The 20,140-nt window shown below is 44.9% G+C and carries 17 protein-coding genes; 12 read left to right on the top strand and 5 right to left on the bottom strand.

From position 1 onward, the window contains the following. Positions 1–41 precede the first annotated feature (41 nt). The 3 genes from rimO to IE103_RS00835 all read left to right on the top strand — a co-directional run bounded on the left by rimO (position 42) and on the right by IE103_RS00835 (position 3,176). On the top strand, positions 42–1,424 hold the full coding sequence (gene rimO, locus IE103_RS00825) for a 30S ribosomal protein S12 methylthiotransferase RimO (RefSeq protein ID WP_189344126.1): 1,383 nt from the start codon (positions 42–44) through the stop codon (positions 1,422–1,424). Between the two features lie 76 nt (positions 1,425–1,500). Then, positions 1,501–2,670: a cystathionine beta-lyase gene (locus IE103_RS00830; RefSeq protein WP_189344127.1), complete on the top strand. Its 1,170-nt coding sequence runs from the start codon at positions 1,501–1,503 to the stop codon at positions 2,668–2,670. 26 nt (positions 2,671–2,696) lie between these two features. Next, positions 2,697–3,176 (top strand): GNAT family N-acetyltransferase, encoded by a 480-nt coding sequence (locus IE103_RS00835; RefSeq protein WP_189344128.1) that lies wholly within the window; start codon positions 2,697–2,699, stop codon positions 3,174–3,176. A gap of 120 nt (positions 3,177–3,296) precedes the next feature. On the opposite strand, the gene IE103_RS00840 is transcribed toward IE103_RS00835, so the two are convergent. From IE103_RS00840 to IE103_RS00860, 5 genes are all read right to left on the bottom strand, one after another. Beyond that, complete coding sequence (locus IE103_RS00840) at positions 3,297–3,560, bottom strand: hypothetical protein (protein WP_189344129.1); 264 nt, start codon at positions 3,558–3,560, stop codon at positions 3,297–3,299. A 121-nt stretch (positions 3,561–3,681) separates the two neighbouring features. After that, entirely contained in the window at positions 3,682–6,417 is a 2,736-nt protein-coding gene (acnA, locus tag IE103_RS00845) for an aconitate hydratase AcnA (RefSeq protein ID WP_189344130.1), read from the bottom strand. Between the two features lie 102 nt (positions 6,418–6,519). After that, the gene (locus IE103_RS00850; protein ID WP_189344131.1) at positions 6,520–6,954 is read right to left on the bottom strand and encodes a hypothetical protein; all 435 of its coding nucleotides are present in this window, start codon (positions 6,952–6,954) and stop codon (positions 6,520–6,522) included. 136 nt (positions 6,955–7,090) lie between these two features. Next, complete coding sequence (locus tag IE103_RS00855; protein WP_189344132.1) at positions 7,091–8,068, bottom strand: HpcH/HpaI aldolase/citrate lyase family protein; 978 nt, start codon at positions 8,066–8,068, stop codon at positions 7,091–7,093. Positions 8,069–8,223: 155 nt separating this feature from the next. Then, the gene (locus IE103_RS00860; protein WP_189344133.1) at positions 8,224–9,213 is read right to left on the bottom strand and encodes a malate dehydrogenase; all 990 of its coding nucleotides are present in this window, start codon (positions 9,211–9,213) and stop codon (positions 8,224–8,226) included. 412 nt (positions 9,214–9,625) lie between these two features. Between IE103_RS00860 and IE103_RS00865 the strand changes: the two genes are divergently transcribed. From IE103_RS00865 to odhB, 9 genes are all read left to right on the top strand, one after another. Then, complete coding sequence (locus IE103_RS00865) at positions 9,626–10,378, top strand: GntR family transcriptional regulator (protein WP_229826991.1); 753 nt, start codon at positions 9,626–9,628, stop codon at positions 10,376–10,378. 158 nt (positions 10,379–10,536) lie between these two features. Beyond that, on the top strand, positions 10,537–10,944 hold the full coding sequence (sdhC, locus tag IE103_RS00870; protein ID WP_189344134.1) for a succinate dehydrogenase, cytochrome b556 subunit: 408 nt from the start codon (positions 10,537–10,539) through the stop codon (positions 10,942–10,944). Beyond that, positions 10,945–11,313, top strand: a complete 369-nt coding sequence (gene sdhD, locus IE103_RS00875; RefSeq protein WP_189344135.1) for a succinate dehydrogenase, hydrophobic membrane anchor protein — start codon at positions 10,945–10,947, stop codon at positions 11,311–11,313. Positions 11,314–11,315: 2 nt separating this feature from the next. Then, positions 11,316–13,091: a succinate dehydrogenase flavoprotein subunit gene (sdhA, locus tag IE103_RS00880; RefSeq protein ID WP_189344136.1), complete on the top strand. Its 1,776-nt coding sequence runs from the start codon at positions 11,316–11,318 to the stop codon at positions 13,089–13,091. A gap of 10 nt (positions 13,092–13,101) precedes the next feature. Next, positions 13,102–13,812, top strand: coding sequence for a succinate dehydrogenase iron-sulfur subunit (locus tag IE103_RS00885; protein WP_189344137.1), 711 nt, complete (start codon positions 13,102–13,104; stop codon positions 13,810–13,812). A gap of 147 nt (positions 13,813–13,959) precedes the next feature. After that, entirely contained in the window at positions 13,960–14,229 is a 270-nt protein-coding gene (locus IE103_RS00890; RefSeq protein ID WP_189345040.1) for an FAD assembly factor SdhE, read from the top strand. Positions 14,230–14,331: 102 nt separating this feature from the next. Continuing rightward, entirely contained in the window at positions 14,332–15,636 is a 1,305-nt protein-coding gene (gene gltA / locus IE103_RS00895; RefSeq protein WP_189344138.1) for a citrate synthase, read from the top strand. Positions 15,637–15,947: 311 nt separating this feature from the next. Next, positions 15,948–18,803, top strand: coding sequence for a 2-oxoglutarate dehydrogenase E1 component (locus IE103_RS00900; RefSeq protein WP_189344139.1), 2,856 nt, complete (start codon positions 15,948–15,950; stop codon positions 18,801–18,803). Between the two features lie 75 nt (positions 18,804–18,878). Then, positions 18,879–20,132 (top strand): 2-oxoglutarate dehydrogenase complex dihydrolipoyllysine-residue succinyltransferase, encoded by a 1,254-nt coding sequence (odhB, locus tag IE103_RS00905; RefSeq protein ID WP_189344140.1) that lies wholly within the window; start codon positions 18,879–18,881, stop codon positions 20,130–20,132. The last annotated feature ends 8 nt before the right edge of the window (positions 20,133–20,140 follow it).

Raw genomic sequence — 20,140 nt, forward strand, 5'->3', positions numbered from 1 at the left:
AAAGGGTACAATAGCGAATTGCTTTGTATCCTTTTTTTATTATGTCTAACGAAACATTCTCTTCCGCACCTCAAGCCACAGCACCAAAGGTTGGCTTTGTTTCCCTCGGGTGCCCGAAAGCCTTGGTCGACTCGGAACAAATTCTGACCCAATTGCGAGCCGAAGGCTATGAAACTGCGAAATCGTATGATGGCGCGGACTTAGTCGTCGTCAATACCTGCGGTTTCATTGATGCGGCGGTTCAAGAGTCATTGGATGCGATCGCGGAAGCGCTCAATGAAAATGGTAAGGTCATTGTGACAGGATGTTTAGGTGCAAAGAAGGATGCGGATGGTAATGATTTAATCAAAAGTGTACATCCGAAGGTATTGGCGGTTACAGGTCCCCATGCTTTGACCGAAGTGATGACGGCGGTGCACGAATATCTGCCTAAACCGCATGAGCCGTTCATTGATTTAGTGCCTGCGCAAGGTGTCAAGCTAACACCAAAGCATTTTGCTTATTTGAAAATCTCTGAAGGTTGTAATCATCGCTGTAGTTTCTGCATCATTCCATCAATGCGAGGTGACTTGGTATCGCGCCCAATTGGCGAAGTGATGGCTGAGGCGGAAAATTTATTTAAGGCTGGCGTTAAAGAACTTCTCGTTATTTCGCAAGATACAAGTGCTTATGGTGTCGATGTGAAATTCCGCACTGGATTCTGGGATGGAAAACCTGTCAAGACGCATATGACGCAATTGGTTGAGGCTTTAGGCGAACTTGCTAGGCGTTATGACGCGTGGGTGCGTCTTCATTACGTTTACCCTTATCCGCATGTCGATCAAATTATTCCGTTCATGAACAATGGACACGTACTTCCTTATCTCGATGTTCCCTTGCAACACGCACATCCTGACGTGCTTAAGCGTATGAAACGCCCAGCAAGCGGTGAGAAAAATATTGAAAGGATCAAAGCTTGGCGTGAAATGTGTCCAGAAATCACGATACGTTCGACATTCATTGCAGGATTTCCTGGAGAAACCGAGGAAGAGTTTGAATACCTACTGGACTTCTTAAAAGAAGCTGAAATTGATCGTTTAGGTTGTTTTGCTTATTCTCCAGTGGAAGGCGCTACCGCAAACGAATTAGCAGACCAATTACCAGATGAAGTGCGTGAAGATCGTCGTCGTCGCGTCATGGAGTTACAAGAATCTATTTCGAAGAAACGTTTGCAAGCTAAGGTCGGTAAAACCATGCGTGTTTTGATCGATAGTTTGGATCGCAGCGGCGGTGTGGGACGAAGTGCGGCTGACGCGCCTGAAATTGATGGTGTGGTTTATGTAAAGCCGCCATTTGAACCGCATCGCAAACTAAAAGTTGGCGAATTTGTTGAAGTGAAGATCACAGCAGCAGATGCGCATGATCTGTGGGGCGAAGCTATTTAAGTTAGAAATGAACAGAACAATAGGGGCGTAATCGCCCCTATTTTTTATCTGCGTTATATTTTTTGAGAACAGTATTATGACGAATAAACAGCAAGGTCAAAACACAAGCATTGTGCATCCTGAATATCGGGCTCCGGAAGGCTTCGCATCTTTTCCTATGGCGATTCATCATGCGTCAACTGTGCTATTTAAAGATGTTGAGGCAATGCGTTCGCGCAGTTGGTTGAACAAGTCAGCTTATACCTATGGATTACATGGCACTCCAACCAGCTTTCAACTTGAAGGTGAAATCGCACATATCGAAGGCGGAAAACATTGTGTATTAGCACCGAGTGGATTGTCAGCGATTAGTTTGGTGAGTCTGACATTTTTAAGTTCTGGCGATGATGTTCTCATTCCTGATAACGCCTATGGCCCGAACAAAGAATTTGGCATGTGGTTGAAAAATAGCTTTGGGATCAGCGTACGATTTTATGATCCTATGATCGGCAGCGCGATTGGTGAATTAATTTTGCCAAACACCCGATTGATTTGGGCAGAAACACCCGGCTCAGTTTCGATGGAAGTCGCGGATATTCCTGCAATCTGCGCTGCAGCACATAGTCGAGGTGTGCTGGTAGCAGTGGACAATACTTGGTCTGCAGGCTTGGCGTTTAAACCGTTTGAACATGGCGCAGATATTTCCATGCAGGCTTTGACGAAATATCAAAGCGGCGGCTCAGACGTGTTAATGGGAGCAGTTATCACGCGTGATTCTGAGTTGAATAACCGTATATTGATGACACACATGCGTCTCGGTTTGGGTGTCGGCATGGATGACGTGTATTTGGTACTGCGCGGATTGCAAAGTATGAAGTTACGATTCGAAGCGCATGATATTGCAGCACGCAAGATAGCAGTATGGTTAAAGACACGTCCAGAAATCACAAAGGTTCTACATCCGGCATGGGAAGATTGTCCAGGTCATACGATATGGAAACGCGATTTCACTGGCGCAGGAGGGCTATTTTCTGTTCTGTTTGATGAGAAGTTTTCAGAAGCGCAAACCGATCAATTCATAAATCAATTAAAGCTTTTTAAAATTGGTTTTAGCTGGGGTGGCTCACATAGCCTATGCGTACCCTACCGAATTGAAACGATGCGTGAAAATTGGCAAGACAAAGGAATTTTAGTGCGTTTCAATATAGGTCTAGAAGACGTCGATGATTTAATTGCGGATATCGAACAGTCATTGAACTTACTGTAAACATTTGAGAAAAAAAGGGGCATGTTTTGACAATTACTATTCGTAAAGCAGTCGCGTCAGATGCGGCGAGCATACATGGATTTATCGTCGAGTTGGCGATTTACGAGGAAGCCGAGCACGAGGTCAAAGCGAATATAGCAGACATTGAGAGCAGTATTTTTTCTGCAGAGTCACCAGCGAAGGCCTTGATTTGCGAATCGAACGGAGTCCCGATTGGTTTTGCGGTGTATTTCTATAATTACTCTACATGGCAAGGAAAAAAAGGTTTATATCTCGAAGATTTATATATTTCACCGAAACATCGTGGCTTGGGAGCAGGAAAACTATTGCTCCGTCATTTAGCGCAATTGGCGGTGGAAGAGGGCTGTGGACGTTTTGAGTGGAGTGTGCTTGATTGGAATCAGCCTGCAATTGACTTTTACCAATCTGTCGGTGCCAAGCCGCAATCTGAGTGGGTGAAGTATCGTTTAGCAGGGGATGATTTATTGAATTTTGCGAAAGCCTGAGCGCCGTCGATATGTAACAAATATCCAAAAATGATGAAGCCTGCGTTTTATACTGAACGCAGGCTTTTTTTACATAGGTCAAACTAAATACTGATTTGATTCAAATTAGATTTAATTTGATTATTTGCTTGCAGCAGATGCGCTTGCTTCCATTGTTGGCGTTGGTGCAGATGCAGGAGCCGAAGCAGTTGAGGCCGCAGCGTCGGCCGTTGGTGCTGGCACACTTGCTGCAGAAGCTGCTGCTGATGCAGAAGCTACATGTTCAGACGCTGCACCTGTATGAGCACCTGCCTCACCTTGCATGTCCATTTTGTCGCCAGATGTAAAGATAAAATATAAAGCGATTGCTGCAAAAACTAAAAATCCTACTAGTGCCTTCCACATATTGCTCTCCTTGTTATTGAATAATACTGAAAATACTTTGTTTGGGACTTAGAAAAAAGGGAATGTGCCACTTGCAGTCACATTCCCTTTTATTTAACGCACTCGCGCTACACGCGCTTAATTAAGCAGCCAATAATTGACGCAACACGAATGGCAAGATACCGCCATGCTTGTAATAGTCAACTTCGATTGGTGTATCGATACGCAACAAGACTTTTACCTCTTGTTTGCTGCCATCAGCGCGATTGATCACCAAAGTCACTTGTTGCTGTGGCTTGATGTCGTTCTCGATACCTTTCAAATCGAAAGATTCATTGCCTGTGATGCCCAATGAATCAACGCTGTCGCTGCCTAAGAATTGCAATGGCAAGACCCCCATACCAACCAAGTTGGAGCGGTGGATGCGTTCGAAAGATTTTGTAATAACTGCTTTTACGCCCAACAATTGTGTACCTTTAGCTGCCCAGTCGCGTGAAGAGCCTGTACCGTATTCTTCGCCACCGAAGATCATGGTTGGCGTGCCTTCAGCAACGTATTTCATCGCTGCATCGTAGATCGCCATTTGTTCGCCGGTTGGTTGGAACAATGTTTCGCCGCCTTCAACGCGTGAGCCGTCTGGTTTCGCAGGAATCATCAAGTTCTTAATACGTACGTTGGCAAACGTACCGCGCATCATGATCTCGTGATTACCACGACGTGAACCGTAAGAGTTAAAGTCTGCCTTCAATACTCCGTTTTCTTTCAACCATTTACCAGCTGGGCTAGATTCTTTGATCGAGCCAGCAGGGGAGATGTGGTCAGTCGTGATGGAGTCACCAAACACGCCTAAAGCACGTGCGCCAGTAATGCCAGTTGCTGCAGCCTTAGGCTCCATCGTGAAGTCAGCGAAGAACGGAGGTTCAGCGATGTAAGTGGAGCTTGGCCAGTTGTAGACTTCACCTTCTGCCACGCCTTTGATGTCTTCCCACAATTTACCTGGCGCACCTTTAACGTCCGCATAGTTCTCTTTGAATGTTTTGGAATTCATCGCGAACTTCATCAACTTGTTGATTTCTGCACTGGTTGGCCAGATATCGCCCAAGAAAATGTCTTTACCTTTGACGCGACCAACAGGCTCTGTCATCAAATCTTTAGTAACGTTGCCGGCGATTGCGTATGCAACAACCAATGGTGGAGATGCTAAGAAGTTAGAACGAATGTTTGGATGAATACGTGCTTCAAAGTTACGGTTGCCAGACAGAACCGCCGCAGCAACGATATCGTTTGCAACGATGGCTTCGTTCATCGCAGGTGTCAAATCACCAGCATTACCGATACAGGTGGTACAGCCGTAGGCAGTAACGCCGAAGCCGAGTTTTTCCAAGTATGGCAACAGACCAGCTGCTTCGAGGTATTTAGTGACCACGCGAGATCCTGGCGCCAAGGACGTCTTGATATGCGCTGGCACTTTCAAGCCTGCTTCAACTGCTTTTTTCGCCAACAAACCAGCTGCCAACAATACGCTTGGGTTTGAAGTATTCGTGCAAGAAGTGATCGCAGCGATTAAGACGTCACCGTTTTTGACTTTTACGCCATCTGCATTGGTGTAGGTCGCGCCCAAATCTTCTGCTTTTTTATTGAAACCATTTTCAGAAGTTGGCTTGCTGAACAAGTCTGCGAAAGTGGATTTTACATTGCCGATTTCGATACGATCTTGTGGGCGTTTTGGACCTGCCAAAGATGGTGCAACTGTCGACAAGTCAAGGTTCAACTCAGTGGTGTAATCGATCTCGCCTTTTTTCGGAATACCGAACATTTTCTGCGCTTTGAAATAGCCTTCGAATGCGTCGATTTCTGCTTTGGTACGACCTGTACCTTTGAAGTAGTCGATCGTTGCTTCATCCACTGGGAAGAAGCCCATCGTTGCGCCGTATTCTGGTGCCATATTGGCGATCGTTGCGCGGTCTGTCAAAGACAATGAGCGTGTACCTTCGCCGAAGAATTCGACAAATTTGCCAACCACTTTTGCCTTACGCAGCATTTCTGTGATGGTCAAAACTAAGTCGGTCGCCGTGCAGCCTTCGCGCAATGCGCCAGTCAAGTTCACACCGACTACGTCAGGTGTCAAGAAATAAACTGGTTGACCGAGCATACCAGCTTCTGCTTCGATACCACCAACACCCCAACCAACTACACCGATACCATTGATCATGGTGGTGTGGGAATCAGTACCAACCAAAGTATCTGGATAGTAAACATCGTTTTTCTTCGCATCATTTACTTTGTGCACGCCGCGTGCCAAGTATTCCAAGTTAACTTGGTGAACGATACCAAAGCCTGGAGGAACCACGCCGAAAGTATCAAATGCTTGCATACCCCATTTCATGAACTGATAACGCTCATTATTGCGTTGGAACTCCAATTTCATGTTGAGGTCGAGTGCTTTCTTTTCACGGAAGTGATCGATTTGAACAGAGTGATCAACTACCAAATCCACTGGAACCAAAGGTTCGATGTTTTTTGGATTTTTACCTTGTTTCGATGCGACATTACGCATTGCTGCCAAGTCCGCCAATAATGGAACGCCAGTAAAGTCTTGCAAAACTACGCGTGACACGACGAATGGAATTTCGTCTGTACGAGCTGCAGTTGCGCCCCAATTCGCCAATTGCTTGACGTGTTCTTCGGTCACTTTTTTGCCGTCGCAATTGCGCAAAACGGATTCTAGAACGATACGAATTGACACTGGTAAACGTGAAATTTTTACACCGAGATTTTTTTCCAATGCAGGTAGGGAGAAAAACTTACCTTTCTTGGTATCGGTGATTTTAAAATCTTTCAGCGTTTTAAACGCGTCCTGATAGTTAGCTTGGCTCATGGCTGTTCCTTATTTTCGATGATGAACAATGAAGTGAGGTGATACGGATATAAAAATAAAACGGAAAACTAAAAAATAATCTTTGATATAACTTGCAGATACTTATTTCACTACAGTGTCTGTTGTTTCTAAACTGGCGATCTTGGTACTTTTGCATTCGTTCGCTAGTTGATGCCCACGACGAGAATCGAGCAGCATGCCTTTAGAGGGAATATTGATCCACACTAAACCAATTTTTTCGTTTTCAAAACGATGTGCACCGGTTGAAGTCTCGACACGCGTCAGTTTGTACAAGCGATTTTTCCAACGCATCGCCAAACTTTTGTTGTCTTCTGGATGGGCATACATTACCAATGAATTGCCGAGTTCGCACTTGTATTCTGTATCAGAACTTTGATCGATATTTGGTTCTGGTTCGCTTGCGTCAATCTCGGCACTTTTATTACTAGCCTTGGCGACTTTTACTGGTTTTGCTTTGACTGTCTTTTTTGCTGTGCTCGTACTATTTGAAATATCATTTGCGGCTGCAGATGTCATGAGACCAGCTGCCAGCAAAGCTATAGTAGCTTTGAAAAATAATTGTAGAGAATGAGAGCTTGAATTTTTCATGATGTTTCTTCTTTGATTCGATTGCTTTATGGAGTTCTTCGGGCTTGTTCGTGTTACCGACGTTTTAAACTAAGTATTGTGCACCTTCGGGTAGATTGACGCCACTGATACTTGCTTTTTTTAAGACGGTCCAATAATAGCGATAACTGGCTCTGTCATGCAGTCGACCATGAACTTCAATTGGACCCCATTGATTTTCCTGAGCGGTACTTAAAATATGGATCGCTTCTTTAATTTCTGTGCTACGTGGTGCCATCGCCTTGATGATTGGTTTTATTTGATTGGGATGGATACTCCACATTCTCGTATAAGCGAATTCTAGCGCTGCTCTTGTGGCATCACTTAGTGTAATTGATGGATCTTTAAAGTCAGTGGAAACATTATGTGATGGAACCTTGCCGTGTAAATGACAGGCTGCTGCGATTTCTAGTTTTGCTCTCGTTACCAAAGGGTGAGTAAATTGACCAGGTGAGCGCATAGCACTTGCAGGTATCGCTCCCCAATGGGATGAAACAAAATCCATAATTCCAAAAGACAGGCATTCAACTTGAGGAACTGCTGCGAGTTCGCCTACATTGGCGAGTCCTGCTTGGCTTTCAATCAGAATATGGATAGGGATAGAAGTACGACCTTGTTGTGCCGCAATTTCATTAATGAAGTGAATCGATGTGTTCACTTCCGAAACGGTATCTACTTTTGGTAAAACTAAGTAGGCTATTTTCTTGCACACATCGGCTTGACTCAACAAGACTTCAATATCTTGTCGAAAGCATGGATGTGCGAGGTGGTGGACACGAACGCCGATTCGATTAAATTGATTATCACTAGAGGCAATAATCTTCGACAGCATGCGTATGTGTTCTAGCTCGTTACCAACTGCCGCACCATCTTCACAATCAAACGTGATATCAAACACAGGTCCTAGTTCGTTTTGTAGGCTCAATGATTTCAGCATCAACTTTTCAGAGCCTGCATAGTGATCGCATACCGGCAGAAAAATTGGCGCAGCCTGTTCTTGAAATAATGCCTGAGATGGATGCATCAGCGGTTTGAATGATAAGAATTTGCGAATAAATCTGAATACTTTTTTATCAAATTTGCGTGAATAGTGTTATCCAATAATTCAATGCAAAAAATAATAATTTTGAAATCATATAAAACAAGTGGGCCCAACTAACAAGTCAGGCCCAAATCAAATTAGCCTACCAAATGCTTCACGCCATCACGCTCTTCTTGCAATTCTTTGAGCGTCACGTTGATACGTTCACGTGAGAATTCATCGATTTCCAAACCTTGAACAATCGTGTACTCGCCGTTCTCTGTCGTTACTGGGAAGCCAAACATCGTGCCTTCTGGGATGCCATAAGAACCATCGGATGGAATACCCATAGTTGTCCATTTGCCGTTTGTACCGAGTACCCAGTCACGTACGTGATCAATCGCCGCATTCGCTGCAGACGCTGCAGAAGACAAACCGCGTGCTTCAATGATCGCTGCGCCGCGTTTACCAACTGTCGGCAAGAACACGTCTTTGTTCCATTCTTGATCATTGATCATATCTTTGACTGATTGACCAGCAACAGTTGCGAAACGGTAATCAGCGTACATAGTTGGAGAGTGATTGCCCCAAACGCAGAGTTTTTCGATATCAGCAACGGCTTTACCTGTTTTCGCAGCAACTTGTGACAATGCACGGTTATGATCCAAACGTAACATCGCTGTGAAGTTTTTCGCTGGCAAGTTCGGTGCAGATTTCATTGCGATGTAAGCGTTTGTGTTAGCTGGATTACCAACTACCAACACTTTGACGTTACGCGATGCAACTGCATCCAAGGCTTTACCTTGTACCGTGAAAATTTGTGCATTTGCTTCTAGCAAGTCTTTACGCTCCATGCCTGGACCGCGTGGACGTGCACCTACCAACAAGGCAACGTCGATATCTTTGAATGCAGTCATCGGATCACTGTGCGCGGTCATACCTGCGAGCAATGGGAATGCGCAATCATCGATTTCCATCATCACGCCCTTGAGTGCTTTTTGTGCTTTCTCATCAGGGATTTCTAATAATTGCAAAATGACTGGTTGATCTTTGCCCAGCATGTCGCCGTTAGCGATTCTGAATAAGAGGGAATAGCCGATTTGGCCAGCTGCGCCAGTAACTGCAACGCGCATTGGGGATTTAGACATGGTATTTCTCCGCAGTGGTGTAAAAATAATATTGTAATGCTTTAATCCAAGAATTACATTGAAGCAAATCTTGGATTGTCGAATTCATTCATGCTTGCAAACAATCGAAAATAAATGAAAACAGCGGCTGAAATAATAACGCTGAATCCTTGATCATTGCGATTGAATTTACAATTATGCTGCCTAACACGCGTTGAATTTGTCAAAAATTGTGATCAACATTGAGCTAGATCAGTCTAATCTACCGAAGTTTATTGCTCCCCTATGATTGTGTCAATCGATATCTTATGTCTTATATAAGACATGTTAAGTTTTTTAGTTTTCTCTAGACTTGTTGGCGGTTTTTGTGGTGAAATTGCGGACTATGAATCCAACTGTGCCATCAACTATGCCACCCAATGAATCGAAAAGTATGACAGCTTCCGATACGGATTCGTATGCTTCTGTGGCGCCGACTTTTAGTCCTTTGTATCAACAAATCAAGGGCTTAATCACACAAAGTCTACAATCTGGCGAGTGGAAGCCGGGTGAGTTAATTCCAAGTGAAATTGAATTGGCTGCGCGCTTTAAGGTCAGTCAGGGAACTGTGCGCAAAGCAATTGATGAGTTATCCGCTGAAAATCTCGTCGTTCGCAGGCAAGGTAAGGGCACGTTTGTGGCAACCCATCACGAGGCCCGTTCTCAGTTTCGCTTCTTAAGATTAGTGCCAGACAATGGCGAGAGATCTTATCCTGAAAATAAAATTATTGAAGTAAAACGATTGCGCGCGCCAGCTGAAGTTGCGCGACTTTTAGAGATGAAGTCAGGTGAATCTGTCGTTTTTCTAAAGCGTGTACAATCATTTTCTGGTGTGCCGACCATCTTAGAAGAGTTGTGGCTGCCGGGTTCCATCTTTAAGGGCTTAACGATGGAGCGATTGAATGAGTACAAAGGCCCGATGTATGCCTTGTTTGAGTCTGAGTTTGGTACACACATGATTCGAGCGCAAGAACAAATTCGAGCCGTGTGCGCTGAGGAGGAGGAGGCAGAGTTATTGAAAGTTGCGTTGGGTGTTCCGCTATTGAGTGTAGAGCGAATTTCTTTCACTTATGGTGATCGTGCGGTTGAATTGCGTCGCGGTTTGTATCTAACCAATGCGCATCACTATCGCAATGAGTTGAGTTGAACCGAGTGTGTGAAGGCAATTGACCCAACTTATTTGCTTAATCCTTGATCAAATTTAAGAATAATTTTCAGAAAACCATCAAATCTGTTGGTGCAATGCATCAAAATAGGCGAAAATTATAAAGTTGTAGTGCTGAGTCATTTTGAGGGAGTTTATTTATGTCTGAAGTTGTTAAAAATAAGAAGCGTTACGGTGTAATGCGCTTAACTGATGCACTCGGTTATCGCTTGCCCTTGGCTGGCTTCGTATCCATTTTGCATCGTGCAAGTGGGCTATTGATGTTTCTTTTGTTGCCGTTCGTTCTGTATTTGTTGGAGCAAAGTCTGCAATCAGAAGTTTCATTTGCGATGATGCATATTTTTGCTTCCTCGGTCATCGTTAAGATAGTGCTATTAGCTCTGGTTTGGGCTTATTTGCATCACTTCAGTGCTGGTGTTCGCCACTTATTCATGGATTTCCATGTCGGGGTTGATAAAGATTCTGGTCGTCGTTCAGCAGTCGCAGTTTTGTTGATTAGTTTGGGTTTGACGGCCTTAGTTGCATTGAAATTATTTGGAGTATTTTAAATGGCAAACAACAATATCGGACCTAAACGCCTAGTTGTTGGCGCTGGCTATGGCTTGCGCGATTGGATGGCGCAGCGTGTTACTGCCATTTTAATGGCGATCTATACGCTGGTTATTTTGGCTTTGTTTTTGACGGGTACCCGCTTCACGTATGAAGCTTGGGTTGGCGTATTTTCTATGCAATGGTTTAAATTATTTACCTTTGCCGTAATCGTCGCTTTGCTATATCACGCTTGGGTTGGTGTGCGTGATATTTGGATGGATTATGTAACACATTCAGTCGTGTTGCGTTTGATTTTACAGGTCGCTACTATTGTGTGGCTGATCGCTTGTGCTGGTTATGCAGCGCAAATTTTGTGGAGAGTGTAACCGTGGCTGCGATTAAATCAGCAATTCCTTCCCGTCGCTTTGATGCAGTAATCGTTGGTGCTGGTGGTTCTGGCATGCGCGCATCTTTGCAGTTGGCAGAAGCTGGCCTGAATGTGGCTGTTCTGTCGAAAGTATTCCCAACCCGCTCACACACTGTTGCTGCACAAGGCGGTATCGGTGCATCACTAGGTAATATGTCAGAAGATAATTGGTTCTGGCATATGTTCGACACTGTCAAAGGTGGCGACTATCTCGGTGATCAAGATGCAATTGAATTCATGTGCCGCGAAGCTCCAAAAGTTGTGTACGAACTAGAACATTTTGGTATGCCATTCGATCGCAATGCTGACGGTACTATTTATCAGCGTCCTTTCGGCGGCCATACTGCGAATTTTGGTGAAAAGCCAGTTCAGCGCGCTTGTGCGGCAGCAGATCGTACTGGTCACGCGCTTTTGCATACTTTGTATCAACGCAATGTGCGTGCACGTACGCATTTCTTCGTTGAGTGGATGGCGATTGATTTGATTCGTGATGCGGATGGTGATGTTTTGGGTGTTGTAGCGCTCGAAATGGAAACTGGCGAAGTCATGATGCTTGAAGCGAAGACGACGATTTTTGCAACTGGTGGTGCTGGTCGTATTTTTGCCGCTTCAACCAATGCATTTATTAATACTGGTGACGGCATGGGTATGGCAGCGCGCGCTGGCCTGCCTTTGCAAGATATGGAATTCTGGCAATTCCATCCAACTGGTGTCTCCGGTGCGGGTGTATTGATTACTGAAGGTGTTCGTGGTGAAGGCGGTATTCTGATTAATAGTCAGGGTGAGCGCTTCATGGAGCGTTATGCGCCAACGCTCAAAGATTTGGCACCACGTGACTTTGTTTCCCGTTCTATGGATCAGGAAATCAAAGAAGGTCGCGGTTGTGGTCCAAATAAAGATCACGTGTTACTCGATTTGCGTCATATCGGCGCAGATACGATTCAAAAACGTTTGCCATCGATTTTGGAAATTGGTCATAAATTTGCGAACGTTGATGCAACCAAAGAGCCAATTCCTGTTGTTCCAACGATTCACTACCAAATGGGTGGTATTCCAACCAATATTCACGGTCAAGTTGTGACAACTAAGAACGGCGTGAATGAAGTAGTAAATGGCTTGTATGCAATCGGTGAATGCGCTTGCGTATCTGTTCATGGTGCGAACCGTTTAGGTACAAATTCCTTGCTTGATTTGATCGTCTTTGGTCGTGCAGCAGGTAACCACGTTGTAGCAAGCAATTTAAAAGCACGCAGTAACAAAGATTTGCCAAAAGACGCAGCTGATTTGGCATTGTCTCGTTTGTCTAAATTGGAAAACAGCACTGGTACAGAACGTGTTCAAGATGTCGCGAATGCGATTCGTAGCACGATGCAGCAGTACTGCGGTGTGTTCCGTACCGACGATTTGTTGCAAACAGGTTTGGGCAAAATTATGGAATTGGATGAGCGTCGTAAGCACGTTTCATTTAAAGATAAGTCCAAAGTATTTAATACTGCACGCGTAGAAGCGCTGGAATTAGATAACTTGATCGAAACCGCGAAGGCAACGATTACTTCAGCAAATGCACGCAAAGAATCACGTGGTGCACATGCGCATCGTGATTACGAAAAACGCGATGATGAAAACTGGATGAAGCACACTTTGTGGTATTCCGAGGGTAATCGCTTAGATTACAAACCAGTTGTAACTAAGCCGCTGACAGTGGAAACCTTCCAACCTAAAGCACGTACATTCTAAAGAGATCACTATGGCACGTACCTTAAAATTTAAAATCTATCGCTACGATCCGGACAAGGATGCGAAGCCTTACATGCAAGACTTGACAGTCGAATTGCAAGATACCGATAAAATGTTGCTGGATGCTTTGCAGCGCATTAAAGCAGACGTTGATGATTCTTTGGCGCTGCGTCGTTCATGCCGTGAAGGTGTGTGCGGTTCCGACGCGATGAACATCAATGGTAAAAACGGTTTGGCTTGTACTACCAATTTGAATGAGTTGACTGAGCCTATCGTTTTGCGTCCATTGCCAGGCTTGCCGGTGATTCGCGATTTGATCGTCGATATGACGCAATTCTTCAAGCAATACAATTCGATCAAGCCATATCTGATCAACGATAGTATTCCGCCTGAAAAAGAGCGTTTGCAATCACCAACAGAACGCGAAGAATTGGATGGTTTGTACGAATGTATCTTGTGCGCATGTTGCTCAACTTCATGCCCATCTTTCTGGTGGAATCCTGATAAATTTGTCGGTCCAGCTGGGTTGTTGCAGGCTTATCGCTTTATTGCAGACTCTCGTGATCAAGCAACGGGTGAACGTTTAGATAATTTGGAAGATCCATATCGTTTATTCCGTTGTCACACAATTATGAATTGCGTTGATGTTTGCCCTAAAGGTTTGAACCCAACAAAAGCCATCGGTAAGATTAAAGAGTTGATGGTTCGTCGCGCAGTGTAAATGACACTAATTGCTCATTTCTGATGGTTTAACTAGGTAGCTAGCCAAACATTAATGAGTCGTTTAGGGTCTCCTGAGTCAGAATCTTCGATGTACGTTGGAGGATTCTGACCAGTTTAAGAGATAGGAAAAATCATGTCAGGTGTGATGTCTGGTTTGCATCAAAGCGATCCAGTTAATCGAGCAAGATTACGCTGGCGCGCACGCCGCGGTTTACTAGAAAATGATTTGATACTTACGCGCTTTTTAGATGCGCATGAAGAAACAATGTCAGATGACGAGGTGGATGCATTTAGTCGCCTAATGGATATCTCTGACAATGCATTAATGGATTTGTTGATGGGAAAAAAAGAGCCGGAAGATCAGCTCGATTTGCCTCATGTGAAAGCCCTGTTGACGCGTTTGCGCGCAGCTTAAGATTGTATAAAGAACGTGTAATAAGGTAGTTTATTTCGCTCGTTTTTCTCTCATTTTTTCTCACTTTTTTATTAACGACTCACCTGCAACGAAGGAAGAGCCATGACTAACTCTGAAACAAAAGCAACGCTATCATTCTCTGATGGCTCCCCATCGATCGAGATGCCAATTTACAAAGGTTCGATAGGACCTGACGTAATCGACATTCGTAAATTGTACGGTGCCACAGGTAAATTTACTTATGACCCGGGCTTCATGTCGACTGCGGCATGTAATTCATCTATCACCTACATCGATGGTGATAAAGGTGAGTTGTTGTATCGTGGTTACCCAATTGAACAATTGGCGCAAAATGGTGGCGACTTTTTGGAATCTTGCTATTTGTTGTTGAATGGCGAATTACCAAATGCTGAACAAAAGCAAAAATTCGTTGATACCGTGACCAAGCACACCATGGTTCACGAACAGATGCAATTCTTTTTCCGCGGTTTCCGTCGTGATGCGCATCCTATGTCCGTATTGGTTGGTACAGTCGGCGCATTGGCTTCGTTCTACCACGATTCTTTAGATATCAATGATGCACACCACCGCGAAGTTTCAGCAATTCGCTTGATCGCGAAAATGCCAACTTTAGTAGCGATGGCTTACAAATACTCGATTGGCCAACCATTCGTGTATCCACGCAATGATTTGTCGTATAGCGCGAACTTCATGTACATGATGTTCTCGAATCCATGTGAACCGTACAAAGTCAATGAAGTGTTGGTTCGTGCTCTTGATCGTATTTTGATTTTGCACGCAGATCACGAGCAGAATGCATCGACATCAACGGTGCGTTTGGCAGGTTCTTCAGGTGCGAATCCGTTTGCATGTATCGCTGCTGGTATTGCATGCTTATGGGGTCCTGCACACGGTGGTGCAAACGAAGCGGCTTTGAGTATGTTGGAAGAAATTGGCTCTGTTGACAATATTCCACGTTTCATCGAGCAAGTAAAAGACAAAAATTCTGGCGTGAAGTTGATGGGCTTTGGTCATCGTGTGTATAAAAACTACGATCCACGTGCGAAATTGATGCGCGAAACATGCTACGAAGTCTTGAACGAATTGGGCTTGCAAGACGATCCATTGTTTAAATTGGCAATGGCATTGGAAAAGATTGCGCTGGAAGACGAATATTTCGTATCACGCAAATTGTATCCAAACGTCGATTTCTACTCTGGCATCGTGCAACGTGCATTAGGTATTCCAACTGCATTGTTCACTGGTATTTTTGCCTTAGCGCGTACAGTAGGTTGGGTCGCGCAATGGAAAGAAATGATTTCTGATCCAGAACAAAAAATTGGCCGTCCACGTCAATTGTTTGTCGGCGCAGCAAAACGCGATGTGCCAGCAATCGATAAGCGTTAAGCAAAATTAGTTAGATTTAATTGTAAGTATTATTTAAGCGATTAAATATATTTTATAAAAGCGAGTAGAAATTACTCGCTTTTTTTATGACGAAATATGTTATTCTCGCGATTGATGTTGAAAGTCAATATTTCTCCTGTCCGTTTTAAGTGGTATTCCTTTGAATGCTGGATAAAAACTTACGTTGAAAATCGAATTTCGAATGAGTCCTTCCCCACAACTTGATGTGCAATCCGCTAACCGGTCAGGCCGTGTCGCGGAAGGTTAGATTAACCCGCTAATCTCGCGAAGCGCGAAGAAAGGTGAGCAATATGATGCAACAATATAACGCTAACTCGTATCTGTTCGGTGGCAATGCACCGTATGTCGAAGAACTGTATGAGGCGTATCTCAACAATCCTGGCTCGGTGCCAGATAATTGGCGTGCGTATTTCGACGCCATGCAACACGTTCCCGCAGTTGATGGTTCCGCTAAACCTGACGTCGCTCACGCGCCAGTCATCGCGTCTTTCGCTGAACGTGCTAAGCAAGGTCCAATCCGTACGGTAAGCGCAGCTGGTGATGCTGAAATGGGACGCAAACGCGTCGCCGCACAGCAATTAATCGCAGCTTATCGCTTCTTAGGTAGTCGCTGGGCCAATCTCGACCCGTTACAACGTCAAGAACGTCCGCCACTGCCAGAATTGGAACCAAGTTTTTACGGCTTTACCGATGCAGATATGGACACACAGTTCAATATCAGCAATACCTATTTTGGAACAGAGACAGCATCTTTACGCGACCTGCTCAACTCATTACGTGACACTTACTGCCGCTCTATCGGCGCTGAGTTCATGTACATCAGCGATCCAGCCGAAAAGCGTTGGATGCAAGAAAAACTGGAATCAATTCGCTCCACACCGAATTTCACTGCAGAGAAGAAGAAACATATTCTTGAACGCTTAACCGCAGCTGAAGGCTTGGAGCGTTATTTACATACACGTTATGTAGGTCAAAAGCGCTTCTCTCTCGAAGGTGGCGAGAGTTTTATCGCCTCTATCGACGAAACCATTCAACGCGCGGGTGAGCGCGGTATTGAAGAAATCGTCATTGGTATGGCACATCGCGGCCGTTTGAATGTGTTGGTAAACACCTTGGGCAAAATGCCACAAGATTTGTTCGCTGAGTTCGAAGGCAAACATGGTGATGATTTACCAGCGGGTGACGTGAAATATCACCAAGGCTTCTCTTCAGATATTTCTACACCAGGCGGCCCAGTTCATTTGTCTTTAGCGTTTAATCCATCTCACTTGGAAATTGTTAATCCAGTGGTAGAAGGTTCCGTGAAAGCACGTATGGATCGTCGTGGCGATAAAGATGGCTCACAAGTGTTGCCAATCTTGGTTCACGGTGATGCAGCTTTTGCTGGTCAAGGTGTGGTGATGGAGACGCTGAATTTGGCGCAAACACGTGGCTACGGCACTGGTGGTACTGTGCATATTGTTATCAATAACCAAATTGGTTTCACGACTTCTGACCCACGTGATGCGCGTTCTACGACATATTGCTCCGACGTTGTAAAAATGATCGAAGCACCAGTGTTGCACGTGAATGCAGATGATCCTGAAGCGGTTGTATTGGCAACTCAAATTGCGCTCGATTATCGCGTTGCGTTCAAAAAAGACGTAGTGGTCGATATCATTTGTTATCGCAAGCTTGGTCATAATGAGCAAGATACGCCAGCATTAACACAGCCATTGATGTACAAGAAAATCGCTAAGCATCCAGGTACACGTAAGATGTATGCGGATAAATTGGCGGCACAAGGTACGATCAGCGCAAACACTGGCGATGAAATGGCGAAGGCATTCCGCGATGCGATGGATGCGGGTAAGCATACGCATGACCCAGTGATTTCCAATTTCAAAAATAAATATGCTGTTGATTGGATCCCATTCTTAAATCGCAAGTGGACTGATGCAGCGGATACAGCGATTCCGACTACAGAATTAAAGCGTTTGGCTGAGAAAATCACCGTTGTTCCTGAAGGCTTTAAACCGCACAGCTTGGTTGAAAAAGTGTTAGCTGATCGTGCCGCAATGGGTCGCGGTGAAATGAATCTGGACTGGGGTATGGGTGAACATCTTGCATTTGCAAGCTTGGTCGCAGCTGGCTATCCAATTCGTATTACTGGTCAAGATGCCGGTCGCGGTACTTTCGTTCATCGTCATGCGGTATTGCATGATCAAAACCGTGAGCGTTGGGATGCTGGTACGTATATTCCTTTGCAAAATGTTTCTGATAAACAGGCTCCATTCACTGTGATTGATTCTGTCTTGTCTGAAGAGGCAGTATTGGGCTTCGAATATGGTTATTCCAGCGCAGAGCCAAATACCTTGACGATCTGGGAAGCCCAATTCGGTGACTTCGCAAATGGCGCGCAAGTAGTTATCGACCAATTCATTAGCTCTGGCGAAGTGAAGTGGGGCCGTGCTTGTGGTCTGGTGATGATGCTGCCACACGGCTATGAAGGTCAAGGTCCAGAGCATTCCTCAGCACGTCCAGAACGTTTCTTGCAATTGTGCGCAGATAACAATATGCAAGTTGTTCAACCAACGACAGCGTCACAAATTTTCCATTTGTTGCGTCGTCAAATGATCCGTCAATTCCGTAAGCCTTTGGTCATCATGACGCCGAAGTCTTTATTGCGTAATAAGGATGCAGGTTCTCCATTGTCAGAATTGGCAAAAGGTAGCTTCCATACCGTGATCGGTGAAGTGGACGAATCTATCGATGCGAAGAAAGTCAAACGCGTGATCGCTTGTTCCGGCAAGGTTTACTATGATTTGGTTAACGCACGTAAAGAGCGCGCTCAAACTGATACAGCGATTATTCGTGTGGAACAACTCTACCCATTCCCACATAAGAGCTTTGTCGCGGAATTGAAGAAATTCCCGAACATGGTGGAATTGGTCTGGGCACAAGATGAGCCACAAAATCAAGGCCCATGGTTCCAAATTCAACACAATATCTTTGAAAGTTTGGATGAAGGTCAGAAGCTTGCTTACGCAGGTCGTCCTGCGAGTGCATCGCCAGCTGTCGGTTACTACGACAAGCACTATGCGCAACAAAAAGCATTGCTTGATGCAGCCTTTTCAAAACTCAAGGGCTACATCTTGACCAAATAATCCTAGACGGCACTGCCAATAATAAAGAAAGCGCAGTGCCGAATTAGAAATAGACATCCTACACGGAGAATAAACATGGCAATTATCGAAGTAAAAGTTCCTCAGTTATCTGAATCTGTCGCCGAAGCGACCTTGCTCACTTGGCATAAAAAAGTCGGTGAAGCAGTTAGCCGTGACGAAAATTTAGTTGACGTTGAAACGGACAAAGTGGTGTTGGAATTGCCAGCACCTGGCGCAGGCGTAATTACGCAAATTATCAAGGGTGATGGAAGCACAGTCGTTGCTGGTGAAGTGATTGCGATGCTGGATACGGAAGCAAGTGCTGGTGCATCGACACCTGCGGCTGCAGCTCCAGTTGCAACCGCAGCGGCAGCCGCGCCGGTAGCCGCCGCTAGTGCTAGTTCAGCTGCTGGTATTGCAATGCCTGCTGCGGCAAAAATTTTAGCGGAAAACAATTTGTCTGCTGGTGCTGTTGATGGCACTGGTAAAGATGGTCGCGTAACAAAAGGTGATGCATTGGCTGCCGTTGCAGGTAAAGCAGCACCAGCAGTTGCGCCTTTGGCAGCTCCAGTAGCTGCGAAACCAGCTTTGCAACAAGTTGCAGCTCCAGCGGTTGCTAATCTTGGTGATCGTCCAGAAGAACGCGTTCCTATGAGCCGTTTGCGTGCACGTATTGCCGAACGTTTAGTGCAATCACAATCTACTAACGCAATTTTGACGACATTTAATGAAGTCAACATGGCACCAGTCATGGACTTGCGTAACAAGTACAAAGACAAGTTCGAAAAAGAACACGGCGTGAAATTGGGCTTTATGTCCTTCTTCGTTAAAGCAGCAGTTGCCGCATTGAAGAAATATCCAATTTTGAATGCTTCTGTTGATGGTAATGACATTGTGTACCACGGTTACTTTGATATTGGTATCGCAGTGGGTTCACCACGCGGTTTGGTGGTGCCAATTTTGCGCAATGCAGATCAAATGACGATCGCTGAAATTGAAAAGAAAATCGGCGAATTCGGTGCTAAAGCAAAAGACGGTAAATTGACTTTGGATGATTTGACAGGCGGTACTTTCTCTATCTCTAATGGCGGTACGTTCGGTTCTATGTTGTCGACACCGATCATCAACCCACCACAATCTGCGATCTTGGGCGTGCATGCGACGAAAGATCGTGCCGTGGTTGAAAACGGTCAAATCGTTGTTCGTCCTATGAACTACTTAGCAATGTCTTACGATCACCGTATCATCGACGGTCGTGAAGCGGTTCTTGGTCTGGTCGCGATGAAAGAAGCACTGGAAGATCCAGCACGCTTGTTGTTAGACCTCTAATCTCTCGA

It is taken from the genome of Affinundibacterium macrobrachii (genome assembly GCF_014652415.1).
In the GTDB taxonomy this organism is placed as follows: Bacteria; Pseudomonadota; Gammaproteobacteria; order Burkholderiales; family Burkholderiaceae_D; genus Undibacterium; species Undibacterium macrobrachii.

Bases quoted from the DNA above. Each gene is read 5' to 3' on its own strand.
- IE103_RS00840 (WP_189344129.1), bottom strand. From the start codon at position 3,560: ATGTGGAAGGCACTAGTAGGATTTTTAGTTTTTGCAGCAATCGCTTTA.
- odhB (WP_189344140.1), top strand. From the start codon at position 18,879: ATGGCAATTATCGAAGTAAAAGTTCCTCAGTTATCTGAATCTGTCGCC.
- IE103_RS00865 (WP_229826991.1), top strand. From the start codon at position 9,626: ATGACAGCTTCCGATACGGATTCGTATGCTTCTGTGGCGCCGACTTTT.
- acnA (WP_189344130.1), bottom strand. From the start codon at position 6,417: ATGAGCCAAGCTAACTATCAGGACGCGTTTAAAACGCTGAAAGATTTT.
- gltA (WP_189344138.1), top strand. From the start codon at position 14,332: ATGACTAACTCTGAAACAAAAGCAACGCTATCATTCTCTGATGGCTCC.
- IE103_RS00830 (WP_189344127.1), top strand. From the start codon at position 1,501: ATGACGAATAAACAGCAAGGTCAAAACACAAGCATTGTGCATCCTGAA.
- sdhC (WP_189344134.1), top strand. From the start codon at position 10,537: ATGTCTGAAGTTGTTAAAAATAAGAAGCGTTACGGTGTAATGCGCTTA.
- IE103_RS00890 (WP_189345040.1), top strand. From the start codon at position 13,960: ATGTCTGGTTTGCATCAAAGCGATCCAGTTAATCGAGCAAGATTACGC.
- IE103_RS00900 (WP_189344139.1), top strand. From the start codon at position 15,948: ATGATGCAACAATATAACGCTAACTCGTATCTGTTCGGTGGCAATGCA.
- rimO (WP_189344126.1), top strand. From the start codon at position 42: ATGTCTAACGAAACATTCTCTTCCGCACCTCAAGCCACAGCACCAAAG.
- sdhD (WP_189344135.1), top strand. From the start codon at position 10,945: ATGGCAAACAACAATATCGGACCTAAACGCCTAGTTGTTGGCGCTGGC.
- IE103_RS00850 (WP_189344131.1), bottom strand. From the start codon at position 6,954: ATGACATCTGCAGCCGCAAATGATATTTCAAATAGTACGAGCACAGCA.
- IE103_RS00860 (WP_189344133.1), bottom strand. From the start codon at position 9,213: ATGTCTAAATCCCCAATGCGCGTTGCAGTTACTGGCGCAGCTGGCCAA.
- IE103_RS00885 (WP_189344137.1), top strand. From the start codon at position 13,102: ATGGCACGTACCTTAAAATTTAAAATCTATCGCTACGATCCGGACAAG.
- IE103_RS00855 (WP_189344132.1), bottom strand. From the start codon at position 8,068: ATGCATCCATCTCAGGCATTATTTCAAGAACAGGCTGCGCCAATTTTT.